Below are 13,266 nucleotides of genomic sequence, written 5' to 3'. Positions count from 1 at the left end.
CATGTGTCGAGTGGTGGAGGACCTTGTGAGTACCTCAGCAACGACGACAGTGGTGGGCCAGTTCACCTTTTCGGCGAGCGCGCCTCGGTGGGCGTGGTCGGACGGGATGTTCGCACTGCACGGCATGGCCCCGGGAGATGTGGTGCCCACGCATGCCCTCTTCCTGAGCCACGTCCATCCCGAAGACCGTGCCCGGGTCGAGCAGCTGCTTCACGCGTGCCTCGCCGACGGCCAGCCCGTGGGCTGCGCGTACAGGCTGGTGAATCTGGCGGGTTACACGCGCGACGTCATGATCGCGCTGAGCCCGACCATTTCCGGGGACCAGACCGGGGGTGTATCGGGGTTCGTCATCGACGACACCGAGCGCCAGCAACGCGCGGTCTCCGACAAGGTGGACGATGAACTGCAGCGGGCGTTGCAGTCGCACGCCGTCATTGACCAGGCCAAGGGCATCCTGATCGGCGTCTACGGTGTGGACAGCGACACGGCGTTCCAGCTCCTGCGGTGGGCCTCCCAGCACGGCAACCTCCGGCTGCGAGCGCTGGCTGAGAATCTGATCACCGCGTTCCAGTCTGCAGGCGGGCTGGGCTCCGAGGTTCGCGCCGCAACGGACGACACTTTCATGGCCCTCCTTGAGGGTAAGGAGATGCCCCCGCAGCACCCCCACCTCGAGCCTCTGCAGCTCACCTTCGAGCGCCGCGCGCAGGTCCCCACGCTGCAGGTGATCGGACGCGTAGACGTGATGTGCATGAGCATCTTCAACGATGCGGTTAACAAGCTCATGGCTGCTGGACGGGACCATGACGAAGTCGTCGTCGATCTGCGTGGCGCCTGCCTCGGAAAGACCGCCGTGTTTGTCCTGGAGGCCGCCCGGCGCCGTAGCGCTAGCGCCGGACTGACGATCAGGCTCCTGCTGGCTGACCGCTCCGGCTTCGCCGCCGACCACGATTGGACACCCGCACAGTCCGCGCGAAGGAACCGTCGAGCCACCGCCGGAATCGGCACCGCCCCCTGACAACGCCGGCATTCCGTCAAGGCGCCACGGGTCCGGGCCGCGGTGCCACCTGGACCGAGCGGGCGACTCAGACGCGCTCGTCGCCCGCCCTGCTGTTGGGAACGGGCGCGAGGCGCCAGGCGGCGGCGCACTCCAGCCTTGCTCCCGTCTGCCCTCCGGACTCGGGGAACGCCTCTGACCACGCCTGCACCCGTGCCTAGAACAGCTTGAAACCCGCCGGCGCCCGGTTACGCCGCGCCAGGTGGGCTGTCGCCAACGGTTGTGTGAGAATCGGCCGAACCCCTGGGACGAAGGGTGCAGACCGCAGATGGATCGACCTTTCGTTGGGCTGACCTGGCGCAATGCCGCATCTGAGGCGGTCGCCGGGGTCACGTTGCTGGCGATCGCGGTGCCCTTGAACATCGGGTATGCCCAGATCGCGGGTCTTCCACCGACGGCCGGGCTCTACGCACTCGTGCTTCCGGCGATCGTCTACGCGTTGGTGGTGTCGTCGCGCCAGGTCGTCGCCTCGCCCGACGCGGCTGCCGCGGCGCTGGTCGCCTCGTCGATCGGTGGGTTGGCGGTCGCCGGAGGTGACGAGTACCTGATGATGGCGTTCGCGCAGGCGGTCATCTGCGGGGCGCTCTTCGTCCTGGCCGCGGTGTTCAAGCTCGGGTTCCTGGCCAACTTCTTGTCCAAGCCGATCCTGGTGGGTTTCGTCGGGGGCCTGGCGCTCGACATCCTGGCCAGCCAGGTCGCGAAGATGCTCGGGGTGAAGATCGACTCCGGCGGTGAGTTCACCGAGAAGGTCTCCGGTCTCGTGGCGGGGTTGTCGACGGCGAACGGCTGGTCGGTGCTGATCGCCGTGGTCGCCGTCGCGGTGCTCCTCGGTGGCCGCAGGATCGCCCGGGCGGTGCCATGGGCGCTGGTGGTGCTGGTCGTCGCGACGCTGGTCGTGACTGTGACCGGGCTGGAGTCGCAGGGCGTGGCGGTGCTGGGCCCGGTGGACGCCGGACCGCCGACGTTGACGTGGCCGACGCTGGACCTCGCGACCTGGCTCGCCCTGGTCCCCTCGGCGATCGCCCTGACGATGGTCACCATGGCCGAGGGCCTTCTCGTGGCGCGCAGCTACGGCGAGAAGCGCCGCTACAGCACAGACCCGAACCGGGACCTGCTCGCGTTCGGCGCCGCCAACCTCGCCGCCGGCACGACGGGCGGGTTCGCTGTGGGCTCCTCGACCTCACGCACCGCGGCGATGGACCAGGCCGGCTCGCGAACACAGCTGCCCTCCGTGGTTGCCGCGACCGGGACACTGCTCCTGCTGCTGTTCGGCACGGCGCTGCTCGAGCACATTCCATCGCCGGCCATCGGGGCGATCGTCGGCGTCGCCGTCCTGCCGCTGCTGGGCATCCGGGACTTTCGGGAGCTCTGGGCGCAGGACCGCTTCGAGTTCGCGATCGGCGTGGTGTGCTTCCTGGTCACCCTTCTGGTCGGTGCGATCCCTGGCATCGTGGTTTCGTTCGTGCTCGCCCTGATCAACCTGGCCAAGCGGGCCTCGACACCGGCCATCGACGTGCTGGCCGCAGATGACAACCCCGACTCCTCGCTGCTCGACCCGGCACCGGTCGGGACGGCGACAGCACCGGGGGTGGTGGTGATCCGCCTCGCGGCGCCGTTGTTCTTCGCCAACGGCTCGGTGTTCGCCGACGCGGTGAAACGAGCCGTGACCGAGAGCTCGGACGTCCGGACCGTCGTCGTCGACCTCGAGGCCGTCACCGACGTCGATGTGACCGGCGCGGAGGCGTTTTCCGGGCTCAAGGTCTGGCTGCGGGACCGGGACATCACACTGGCGTTCAGCCGGCCCCGCACGGCGATCGCCGAACGCTTCCGCGCCCTCGGTCTGATCGACGAGGAACCGCTCTACCCGACCAACCGGGCCGCCCTGGCCGCCATCGACGCGACCCCCCGCCTGACCGGCGCACAACGAAAGCAGGTTCCATGACCGACGTCATCGGCGAGATCCTTCCCCTGGCCCTCGGGGTAGCGATCAGCCCGATCCCCGTCATCGCCGCGATCCTCATGCTCCTGTCTCCGAAGGCGAAGGGCACCAGCCTCGGCTTCCTGGTCGGATGGGTGCTCGGGATCGTCGTCGCCGTCGTCCTGTTCACGCTGCTGTCCTCCGTCCTACCCCAAGACGGTGCCGACGAGTCCCAGCCGATCGCCGGAACGATCAAGATCGTTCTGGGCGTCCTGCTGCTCCTGCTCGCTGTCAAGCAGTGGCGTTCGCGGCCCACCGGGGACGAAGAGGCCGCCCTGCCGAAGTGGATGGCCGCGATCGACACGATGACCGCCGGACGCGCCCTCGTGCTGGGCTTCCTGCTGTCCGGCCTGAACCCGAAGAACCTGCTGATGGGCGCGGCCGCCGGGGTCGTGATCGGATCAGCAGGACTGTCCGCCGGGCAGTCCGCCGGAGCCATCCTGGTCTACACCGCCATCGCGGCATCCACTGTGGCGATCCCGGTCATCGCCTATCTCGCTGCCTCGGCTCGGATGGCCGCCCCGCTCCGGGCGCTACACACCTGGCTCGTCCACAACAACGCCACGGTCATGGCGGTGCTGCTGCTGGTCATCGGCGTTGCCGTGATCGGCAAGGGCATCGGCAGCTTCTGACCCGTCACGCCGCCAAGAACCGTGAACTGAGGGGGACCCAATGTCCGAATCGCCCATCACCCAGCCGAGCGACGACGACGTCGTCAGCGCCTACCTGTACCTCTTCGCTCGCCTGCTGGTCGCCCGGCAGGAGAACTACGACATCAACGTCGAGGGGGTCGGCTGGAACCAGATCAAGTACAACCCGGTCGGGTCGGCCGAGTTCGTGAACCCGAACCTGGACGTGGCGTACCTCGAGGCGTGGGTTGCCGTTGATGCCGAGCACGCCGTCACGCTCGAGGTACCGCAGATCTCGGGGCGCTACTACACGGTGCAGATCATGGACGTGTGGGGCGAGGTCATCGCGAACGTGAACGAACGCAACAACGCCGACCACCCGGCCGGCACGATCGCGTTCCGGCTCGCCGGCTCGACGCCCACAGTCGACCCTGGCGCCCTGGTCATCGACCTGCCCGGTCCCAAGGCCAAGATCCTGGCCCGGGTCGAGCTCAAGGACACCCCCGACGCCGCGGTAGCGCTGCAGCAGCAGTTCACCATCCACGCCCCGGACGGGGTCGAGATCGCACCGCCTCCGGTCGTGCCGGACTTCACCAACACCCAGCTGCCCGGCGTCGAGGCGTTCCGGGTCGGCCCGGCACTGCTGGCCACCGCACCCGACGCCATGCCCGACGCCGCCCGGTACAGCGCCATGGTGAGCTCCGTCGCCAATTACGTGGCCACGAGCGACGACGCAGCAGCGGCTGTCGACGCCGTCATCCACACCAAGGCCGTGCCTGCCTTCCTGGCCGGCACCAAGGGCTTCGGCACCCAACGCAACGGGTGGTCCGTCGCCTTCTCCGCTGGCCGGTTCGGCAACGACGTCCTCGCCCGTGCCATCGTCGACTACGGAGGAATCTGGGCCAACGTCGTCGACGAGGCCATCTACTACGTCGGCCAGCTCGGCAGCGACGGCGAGCTCCTGGACGGCAGCCAGACCTACGAGATCCGCTTCGCGTCCGACGAGCCCGACAGCCTGGTCGACGCGTTCTGGTCGCTCACCCTCTACTCGGTCCCCGACTATCACGTCGTCGCGAACCCGCTCGACCGGTTCGACATCAACTCCGAAGCGTCACTCACCACCAACAGCGACGGCACGACCAGCATCTGGCTCGCCCCGGAACGCCCCGCCGAGGCCGGTGACGCCAACTGGCTGCCCACCCCGGCCGGCCGGGGATTCTCCTTGAACCTGCGCCTGTACGTCGCCCGCGCGCCCGCGCTCCGCGGCGAGTGGTTCCCACCAGTCATCCAGGCCGTTCGATGACTTCGTTCCGCTAGCAGGCGTGACAGATCACGAACCGCACGGCTGGACATCTCACCGTGAGTGGCCTCCCCGCTCGACGACGAATGATCGTGCCGTGACGGCGCCGTCCCGCTGTCGATAGGGCGAGGACCTCCAACATCACGCCGGGCTACGTCGGGGACGGTGGAGATGTTGCGGTGCGTGGCGCCGTCGTTCAGAGTCGCAGCATGAGCAGCAGCTCGGGGAGTGCGCTCACCCCTGAGTCACCTGATTCTCACTGACGGTACGCACGCTACTGAGCGCGAACTGCACCACAACCTCGATCGTGGCTGCGCGCCGGCCTGCGGCGCTCCGTCCCCCGGCAAGGCTGATCGGATCTCACGTGCTCTTCTTTCACCTCGTTGATCCCTCGTCGCGGGACGCGATCCAGCGGGAGGGCTTCTCGGCCGAGACCGGGTCCCCGTCGCGTCGCGGCTTCCACATGTTGCTCGGCAACAGCCCCGGGCGCCGGGCCGAGATGGAGACCTATACCGGGGAGGGTTTCCTCGTCGTGGTGGAGATGCCCGAAGAGGTTGCCCGCCCGTACCTGTGGACCCAGGAGCCCGACGCCCAGCTGTACGAGATGCCGTCCGACCTCCTGAACGAGTACGCCCCATTCACCTACATCGAGGTGTGAGGAGCCCGCTCTGCATCGAGAAGTCTGGATGGATGCGTTCTCGGTCGTACTTGAAGAATTCGGTGTCGCGACACTGTGACCGGCTTGCGCCACGCAGTGCCGTGCGGTGGTGCTTTATGTCGGCGGTGTCGTCCTCGCCACGAGCGTCACGCGTCGAGTGCGGCTGAGGCGCATGCCGCATGCCGTCGTAAGGATCATGGCGCGCCCAGTACATGGTCTTCGCGTCGTTGTCCGCGACAAACGTGAAGTCAGACGTATGCAAAGAGTCGATGGAGCGGTACGGACCGCACCTTGTCCTGGAGCTCCGAGTAGTAGCCCACCTGGTGAAGCCACCAGTGGGACGACGGCACGACTTGGACGCAGATCTCCCCGTGCACGTCCACCGGCTCGGAGACGCCGACGAACCAGAACCACTCTCCCGCGGGGTTCCGTGAGCGCAGGGCTCGGCCAGTGAGCGCGCCGGCCTCTCGCACAGGGACCGGGAGCAGGACAGGAGGCTGGCTCGCATCGAGCCGCACGCGATCCAGCCATGAGCGTTGCTCGTCCATCGCATCGAGCGCTGTGGGCGCCGACTCGCCCGGCGCTCCGGCATCTCTGTAGGCCCACGCGTACTCGACCGGCCACCACTGCATGACGGGGTTCCGCGACGGGCTGGCCTTCCAGGTCCAATAGTGGAGCGGCGCACACACGGCCAGAGACTCGTGCAGCGTGCCGTCATCGGAGAAATCGACGACTTCCCGCTCGGGCCGAAGAAGCACCTGCCCGTCGATGAAGTACCGGTTCGGGAGGCCGATGGTCAGCTCGTCCCCGACGTCGAGGTCGGGCACGTACGCAGCGGGCACCGGGTGCCGAGCCGGCGGCGGCACCGTCTGCCACGTGACGTCCTCGAACGCGAAGAAGTCGGCGTCCATCATGACCATGCTCGCAGGTTGACTCCGCGCTGCAGCATGAACGGCTCCGCGTCGACCGGCTCTCCGTCGACGTGCACCTCGAAGTGGTAATGCGGCCGGGTGCCGACGCCGCTGCCCCCGGACAGAGCGATGACTTGACCGCCCTGAACTTCCGCGCCGGGCTTCACCAGTGCTTCGGACAGATGCAGATGCTGGGTCTCGACGCCATCGGCGTGCGTGATGGTGACGGTCAGGCCGCCACCCGAGCTCCACGAAACGCCCTCGACGACGCCCACCGTGGGGGACGCGATCGCTGTCCCGACCGCGGCATGAAAATCGGTGCCCGCGTGCAGGCGCCATTCGCGGTACACGGGGTGGAACCTGTTCCCGAACGCCGACGTGACTCTGGACTGCAGCGGCGCTGTCCACGCGCCGGCCGGGATGATCTGACCCCCCGGGCCAGCCCCTGGACGGGAGTCCGAAGCGAGCTCGAAGCTCGACGAGCAGAACGCATCGATGTCGACACCGCTCGCGCGATAGTCGGCGGCCGTCACCGCGCCCGAGTGATCGCTTCGCAGGGGCGCCCCGACGTCCGGAGGAGGAGCTATCGCGGCCGCGGGGGAACCGCCGATGAGCGCATCCACGATCAGGACTGCTCGGGCCTCGTGCTTCGCATAGGCGTCGGGGAACGCCGACCGCTGCACGCTCTGCGCCGCGACCGTCACCGGCAGGTCCGCCCACCCGGGTACGTCCAGCAGGCCGGCGGGGGACGACTTACCCGCCGGGAGATGGAAGTGCGGCGAGGTGGCGCCGCCGAAGAATGCTAGTGCGGCGAAGCGAGGGTCGAGCACTTGCTCCGGCGTACCCCATCCTTGCGACGGCCGCTGCTGGAAGAGCCCGAGCGAGTCGCGGTCACCGTGGCGGACGTTCTCGAGCCCCGATTCCTGCAACGCCGCGGCGATAGCCACGATGAGGCCACGTCGCCCGACGCCGGCCTCAGTGCCAGCTGCGACGATCGCCCGAGCATTCACGATCTTGTCGACATCGTCTCGACCGAACCCGGCGACGGGCCCGCCGGTCGGGATAGCAGGCTTCTGGTCGACAGGAGGCGGCTGGTACGCGGCGTCGTCCACCAGGTAGCCCAGCTCGGTGCACGCGTTCGCTGCCACAGCGTCCTGGTCCGTGCCAGACACCAGGGTCGCCGCCGTGACCGCCACGAACACCGCCGCACCACCCACCGTGAGGACAGCAGCGACGAGCTTGGGCCAATGGCGCGCGAGCCAGCCGACGGCCCGGGTCTTGGCCCAGACGACGAGCCAGGCCGCGAACGCTTCCACCGATCTCCCTCCGGGTCAGTCCACCGGCTCGACACGGGAGACCAGCCATCCCCGGTGGTCCGGGCTGGGCACGACGTACACGCGCACCCACGCGCCCGTCGTCGGCACGTCGAGCACGCCCTCCTCGGCGTTCATCGCCACCTCCCTCGGCTCCCCGCGGACGGTGACATCGGGCGTACTGGATGGCTCGGTCATGCTCAGCCCTGTTGACCACAGCTCGCTTGTGGCCAGCGGCCGTACGCCAGCGGACCACACCTCGACGTCGAGGTCGGGCCTGGCCCAGGAGGCGACGAAGGCCGCGGCGGCGTTGGCTGCGGCCGCCGAAGGGTCATCGTCGGCCGGGTCAACGCTCAGCTCGTCCGTGGCGGAGATGTCGTCTACAGCCATGCTGGTCGGCGGACCCGATGATGGCGACGCAGCGGCTGTAGGCGTCGATGAGATCGATGCGGCCGGCTCTGATGGGCTCGGCCTGTCATTCATCTCTCCGGCGACGAACACTCCGACCAGCGCGAGAACGACGACCATGACGAATCGCACCGGCGAGTAGAGCGGCCATCGGACGATCGGGGCGATTGCTTCCCACATCAGCGTAACTCCTCCGGGCCATCGCCGTCCGTGTGCACGGTCGTCGGCGGACGCCAGATCTCGAAGACGGGATTGCCCTCGGCGTCATACCGCGTCGTCGCCTCGACGATGCCTGTCGGCAGCTCCGTCGAGCGACCGATGAGCTCGCCCCGAGGAACGCTCTTGTCGACCGGCGCGGCAAGGTCGACGTCCCGCTCATCCGGCCGGGTCGCCGGGTGGCTCAGCAGCTCTCCGGCACCGAGATCTCGACCACGACCAGAGGCTGACGTGGCGGGAGGCAGGACCCGCGCTGCGGTGTCCGAGTCGGCGGCGGCCGTGAAGGTCTCTCGCGGGCGAGACGTGACAGCGTCCTGCTCTGGCCCGCCACCAATGGCAGCGAGCTCTCGGCGGGTGCGTCGCGTGAGCGTGCGTCCCTCTGGCTGGTGAATGGGCAGCTCGTTGCTGCGGTCGACGGGCTGGCTTCTCGCCGCGAGCACGGGCACCTCGGGCACGTCACGGGGGAGCGCCGATGGGAGCTCGCGTGGCCGCCGACTGCCTGCCGTGATCGCGAGTGTGTCGCCCGTAGCTACAGGTGCGCTCTTGATAGTCCCGACCCGATTCGGATCGCGCCCAACGCTCGAGTGGGCGGGAGTGGCGCCGGCGCCGTCGTTGCCCTGTGCGTCGTCGACACCTTCGCGCACCGCCCGACGGGTGACGGACGCGTTCAGGAGGGTTCCTAGCCCGAACCTGGCCATGCGGCGTGCTGCGCGCGAACCGGGAACCGCACGGCCAGGACGCAGCAGCTTGAACAGCACGAACGGGACGGCCGCGACAATCACGAGCTTGAGTCCGAAGGCGATGTCGGAGTCGAGCACCGCTGTGTCGAGCAGCAGGTTCGCCAGCGCGGCGACGAAGAACGCCGGACCGAGAATGATGAACCGGCCGACCTGCTTGAGAACGTCGATGACCCAGTCCTGGGTGGCATACAGAAGCCCGAGGACACCGAACGCCGGCGCCAGCGGGACAAACACGCGGGTCGCGACGTAGGCCACGACCATGAACACCGCGGCAACCACGAGGAACGGCATCATCAGGGCGACCCGCAGTGCGACGGTTGCCGCCGCATCCCACCGCCCGTTGTTGCCCGTGAGCTGCTGGTAGGCCGCGGAGTCGGCGCGCTCAACCGCGGCTGCCGTCGTGACCCACAGAGCCTTCTTCGCCTCGATGATCGCCTGGCCGGCGTCGGGGTCGTCCTTGACGATCTCTGCCTCGCTCCACGACAGGTGCGATGCACGGAACAGGTCGGGGCCGTGCGCTCGAGCAACTGCGCTGTCCGACGACCCGAGCGTCCCCTCGAGCCATGCCTCGTAGAACGTGTCGCGGTTGATCGTGTCGAACATGTCGTCGAGAGCGGCCTGCGCCGGGTTCGTGCTCTCGCGCGCCTGCGTGTCCGCAGCCGGTGGACCGGAGGTCTCGTTCGTCGCGCCGATCGCTCGAGCCGACGTCGCGACGGTCGTCTGCACAAGCTCGTCGACGGCACGGGCCGACGACACGGGGTAGCTCATGACGTACGTCGCGCCCACGAGGACCAGTACGGCCCAGCCGACTGTGGTCACCGCCGACGAGACCTCGGCGCGAGTCGCGGCTATGAGTGTGCCCGCTGCGACCAGGATCAAGATCGCGCTGACCCACGGGTCCCAGAACCCGCCCTTGATCGCGCTGGTCGCGCTCGTCAGGACGCCGTCGAGCGGGGCGAGAAAGTCGGGGGTCACGACGAGGCTGAAGAGCCCATGCGTGAAGGCGGAGATCGACGCGCTGCCACCCAGCAGGACGTTCGCCATGTCGGTCTGCGCCTGCGGCAAGACCGCCGAGCCGGGCAAGCACCCGTTGTCGTAGTTGGCCCACTGGTAGGAGTACCCGTAGACGTCAGCGATCTTCACGTTTCCGTTGGCGAACGGGTCGCCGTCACTCGCCGTGGCGGGTTCGCCGTAGAACTTGCCCGACAGGGCGGCGAACGGTGACGCCGGCTCAGGCGCAGGCGCGCACGCCTTCGTAGCCACCGGACCTGCCGTCGCCACGGGCGCCGCGCTGGCAGCAAGCGCAGGACCGGCGACCGCCAGACCGAAGGCGAGCGCGACCCCGATCAGGGCGCGGCGAATCATGCGGCGCCTTCCTCGGCGACGAGCTCAAGGGCTCGGCGCTTGGTCGGATCCGCCGTGGTGTTCAGGGCCACGGTCAACCGCTCGTGGTTGCTGTAGTCGACGCGGATCTTCTCGACGCCGCCCTTGCCGTCCTCACCACCCATGCCGTCACGGAAGATGAACTCCCGCGGCGTTCCGGTGATCTCGGAACGACGGGAACGACGCGAGAGCTTCGCGAACTCAGCCTCGTAGCCGACGCCCACGGGCAGGCCGAGCAGCCGGCAGTTGTGCGCCTGGGCCTCTTCATCGGTGGTCTTCCCGACGAACGCGGCGCCGACGAAGTTGTTGATGTTCTGACCGATGACGTTGGCCGCGTTCTGGGTGGAGACCAGGGCGGCGATGTCGTGCTTGCGGGTGTCGGTGGCGACCTTTTGCACGAGCGTGCGGCCCGTGGAGACCGCGGTGATCTCGTGGACCTCGTCGAGGATCATTCCCTTGCGGTCGTGGAAGTCGGCTCGGTAGACGGATCGCAGCGCCGACCACGCGGCCAGCGACATCACCGGACGGCTCATCAGCTCGTCGTAGGACCATTCGTTCTTCGGCTTGCTCTCGTCGATCTGAGAGAGGCCCTTGAGGCTGAAGAACGTCATACGTCGGTCGCTCAGCGCATCCCCGTGGTTCCCACCCGACGGCGTCGCGAAGAAGAGGCGCGACAGCTCGCGCTCCGACGCCTCTCGCAGCCGGCGGACGACGCGGGAAGCCAGGTCGTGGTCGCCGTCAGCGTTGTGGTTGAGCGCAATAAGGACTCCGTGCGCGGTCGAATATGGGCGCGCCTCGGCGCGGGACACGGCGTCGCGAAGGATCGACAGAGCGGCCGGGTCGTTCTGGTCCTCCGCGGGCAGGCACCATCGCAACGTGTCGGTCATCAGGTCACGGCGCTGAGCCTCGGCAGCGGACTTCGCCAGCGAGACCGCGTGGTGCGGGTCCGGCTCGTCCCGGAACCACTCCAGCTGCGGCTCGGGAACGAGGGCGTAAGGGTTGAGTGCACCCGGCTCGGACTGCAGCAGGTTGACGGCCTTCGCGACACCGCGGAACTCGGGGAGGTCCGCGAGCGAGCCGAGCCGGCCGGACGGGTCCAGCACCGTCCAGGGCACGCCCTGGGCACCGGTCTTGTAGACGATCCCGCCGGCGAAGAAGCTCTTGCCCGCCCCCAGGCCACCGACGATCGGGACCAGCCCCGAGCCCTCCACGACCTCAGGGCCGTACCAGGGGTCCCAGGTCACCGGGCGCTCCGCGAAACCGCTCGTGTAGCCGATCAACACGCCGCGCTTGTCGCCCACCTCGGCCGTGGCCGCGGGAACGCCGGCGGCGAGCTTGAGGATCGGCAGGTGCCGTGTGTGGCCCGTGTTCGCGAGAGGCTCCATCGGGACGAACTCGCGTGCGAGACGGAACTGGTCGAACTCGCGCTCGATCTTGATGGCCGGCTTGTAGATCTTCTGCACGACCTTCGCCCGCTGGAGCGCCTCCTCCTGCGTGCGGGCCGACACGGCGATCCGGTACCAGCCGCGGGTGCGAGTGGAGAGACCGTCGAAGCCGGAGCGTTGCTCGTCCTCGACGGCGGAGGCTCGCTCGGCCTGCCGCGCGAGCTGGCGAGGAGGCTGCTTGCCGTGGTCGTCGAGGTAGTGGTCGCGCTGGGCCAAGACGCGGTCGGAGAGCTTGTTCATCTCCTTCGAGGTCTCGTGCGACGAGCGCACGTCGAGCCGAAAGGCCCACTCCACGGGGAAGGGCAGCTTGTCGGTCTTGGCGATCCAGGGCTCGTCGATCTCGGGGATGCGCAGCTCGCCCATGCGTCCGACCGTCAGCACGACCACGTGCCGGGTGATGGGCTGCTCGCCCATCGTCGAGTCGATCCGCACCGACTGAGCCAGCGGCTCGGCGCTCCAGTGGGTCGCGCCGGTGAACTCGTGCAGATCCTCCTTGGACCAGTGGACCTCCTCCACGGTGTCCTGCACCGGAGCCGGGCACCCGAGAGCGAACGAACGCGCCAGGAGCCACGCCATGTCGTTCCCCACGGCGGGGATCGCGTCCACGCCGGGGCCGGCCATGACGTCGTCGACCTCGTCCAGCCGACGCTGGAGCGCTTCGAGCTCGCGTCGCGCGACGTCGGGGATCATCCGGCCGGTCAGATCCACGGCCGAGGACCGCGAGCCCAGGTCGACGCCGAGGTACACGAGCTTGTCACTCTGCATCCGCGACGAGAGCTGTACCTGGTCACGCTCGAGGATCTTCGCGAACCCCTCGGTCGGTGCAGGCGAGTTGTTCCACGCGGCCTCCGCCCAGGTCTCCACTGCGTACGGGCGGGTCGTGATCCGCCCGTACACGGTCCGGCCCACGAGCTCGGCGATCTGCGACGCGTGCGCCTCGATCAGGGACTCGCCGTCAGTGACCGTGCGAAAGCTCCACCGCTGTGGGTCGAGCAGGTACCAGGCCACCATCCGCTTGTCGGAGAACGTGACGTGGTCGGCCACGCGCGACAGCGCCCACTTCATCGGGCTCGTCAGTCTCGGCGCGTCAGGGTTCCGACCGCGGCCCTTTGACGTCTTCGCCGGCTGCGGCGGCGGGCTCTCGACCAGATCCTCGTCCGGGTCGTAAGCGACGGAGACGTCCTCGTCCGGGTCGTCGTCTGTGCTTGGCCGGCGGCCGAACAGCGACGTG

10 protein-coding genes are annotated in these 13,266 nt (G+C 68.6%); 5 read left to right on the top strand and 5 right to left on the bottom strand.

Going from position 1 to position 13,266, the window contains the following annotated elements; genetic code table 11:
• Window positions 1-52 precede the first annotated feature (52 nt).
• The 5 genes from CXY01_RS09485 to CXY01_RS09465 all read left to right on the top strand — a co-directional run bounded on the left by CXY01_RS09485 (window position 53) and on the right by CXY01_RS09465 (window position 5,619).
• Entirely contained in the window at window positions 53-1,015 is a 963-nt protein-coding gene (locus CXY01_RS09485) for a PAS and ANTAR domain-containing protein (RefSeq protein ID WP_186813352.1), read from the top strand.
• Between the two features lie 307 nt (window positions 1,016-1,322).
• Window positions 1,323-2,996: a SulP family inorganic anion transporter gene (locus tag CXY01_RS09480; RefSeq protein ID WP_146927181.1), complete on the top strand. Its 1,674-nt coding sequence runs from the start codon at window positions 1,323-1,325 to the stop codon at window positions 2,994-2,996.
• Window positions 2,993-3,664 carry a GAP family protein gene (locus CXY01_RS09475; RefSeq protein WP_146927180.1) on the top strand — a complete coding sequence of 224 codons (672 nt, stop codon included), beginning with the start codon at window positions 2,993-2,995 and terminating at the stop codon, window positions 3,662-3,664. Before CXY01_RS09480 ends, CXY01_RS09475 begins: the two co-directional genes overlap by 4 nt.
• 40 nt (window positions 3,665-3,704) lie before the next feature.
• Window positions 3,705-4,964, top strand: a complete 1,260-nt coding sequence (locus tag CXY01_RS09470) for a DUF1214 domain-containing protein (RefSeq protein WP_146927179.1) — start codon at window positions 3,705-3,707, stop codon at window positions 4,962-4,964.
• A 361-nt stretch (window positions 4,965-5,325) separates the two neighbouring features.
• Window positions 5,326-5,619 (top strand): hypothetical protein, encoded by a 294-nt coding sequence (locus tag CXY01_RS09465; RefSeq protein WP_146927178.1) that lies wholly within the window; start codon window positions 5,326-5,328, stop codon window positions 5,617-5,619.
• 248 nt (window positions 5,620-5,867) lie between these two features.
• Here the strand turns inward: CXY01_RS09465 and CXY01_RS09460 are convergent, their stop codons facing one another.
• The 5 genes from CXY01_RS09460 to CXY01_RS09440 are packed head-to-tail and all read right to left on the bottom strand — an operon-like array spanning window position 5,868 to window position 13,100.
• A complete protein-coding gene (locus CXY01_RS09460; RefSeq protein ID WP_146927177.1) occupies window positions 5,868-6,530 on the bottom strand; it encodes a hypothetical protein in 663 nt (220 codons plus the stop codon).
• Window positions 6,530-7,846, bottom strand: a complete 1,317-nt coding sequence (locus CXY01_RS09455; RefSeq protein WP_146927176.1) for a M23 family metallopeptidase — start codon at window positions 7,844-7,846, stop codon at window positions 6,530-6,532. The genes CXY01_RS09460 and CXY01_RS09455 overlap by 1 nt, the downstream gene beginning before the upstream one ends.
• A 15-nt stretch (window positions 7,847-7,861) precedes the next feature.
• On the bottom strand, window positions 7,862-8,431 hold the full coding sequence (locus CXY01_RS09450; RefSeq protein ID WP_146927175.1) for a hypothetical protein: 570 nt from the start codon (window positions 8,429-8,431) through the stop codon (window positions 7,862-7,864).
• Window positions 8,431-10,572, bottom strand: coding sequence for a hypothetical protein (locus tag CXY01_RS09445; RefSeq protein WP_146927174.1), 2,142 nt, complete (start codon window positions 10,570-10,572; stop codon window positions 8,431-8,433). Before CXY01_RS09445 ends, CXY01_RS09450 begins: the two co-directional genes overlap by 1 nt.
• On the bottom strand, window positions 10,569-13,100 hold the full coding sequence (locus CXY01_RS09440) for an ATP-binding protein (RefSeq protein ID WP_186813351.1): 2,532 nt from the start codon (window positions 13,098-13,100) through the stop codon (window positions 10,569-10,571). Before CXY01_RS09440 ends, CXY01_RS09445 begins: the two co-directional genes overlap by 4 nt.
• Window positions 13,101-13,266: the final 166 nt, after the last annotated feature.

This window comes from Cellulomonas xylanilytica, from assembly GCF_007989805.1.
In the GTDB taxonomy this organism is placed as follows: Bacteria; Actinomycetota; Actinomycetes; order Actinomycetales; family Cellulomonadaceae; genus Cellulomonas; species Cellulomonas xylanilytica.
The sequence above is the reverse complement of the archived record's forward strand: the minus strand, read 5'-3'. Positions and strand labels throughout refer to the sequence as shown.

What these genes read in the sequence shown, in the direction of transcription:
- CXY01_RS09480 (WP_146927181.1), top strand. Translation starts at nt 1,323, where the DNA reads ATGGATCGACCTTTCGTTGGGCTGACCTGGCGCAATGCCGCATCTGAG.
- CXY01_RS09475 (WP_146927180.1), top strand. Translation starts at nt 2,993, where the DNA reads ATGACCGACGTCATCGGCGAGATCCTTCCCCTGGCCCTCGGGGTAGCG.
- CXY01_RS09470 (WP_146927179.1), top strand. Translation starts at nt 3,705, where the DNA reads ATGTCCGAATCGCCCATCACCCAGCCGAGCGACGACGACGTCGTCAGC.
- CXY01_RS09460 (WP_146927177.1), bottom strand. Translation starts at nt 6,530, where the DNA reads ATGGACGCCGACTTCTTCGCGTTCGAGGACGTCACGTGGCAGACGGTG.
- CXY01_RS09450 (WP_146927175.1), bottom strand. Translation starts at nt 8,431, where the DNA reads ATGTGGGAAGCAATCGCCCCGATCGTCCGATGGCCGCTCTACTCGCCG.
- CXY01_RS09445 (WP_146927174.1), bottom strand. Translation starts at nt 10,572, where the DNA reads ATGATTCGCCGCGCCCTGATCGGGGTCGCGCTCGCCTTCGGTCTGGCG.
- CXY01_RS09440 (WP_186813351.1), bottom strand. Translation starts at nt 13,100, where the DNA reads ATGAAGTGGGCGCTGTCGCGCGTGGCCGACCACGTCACGTTCTCCGAC.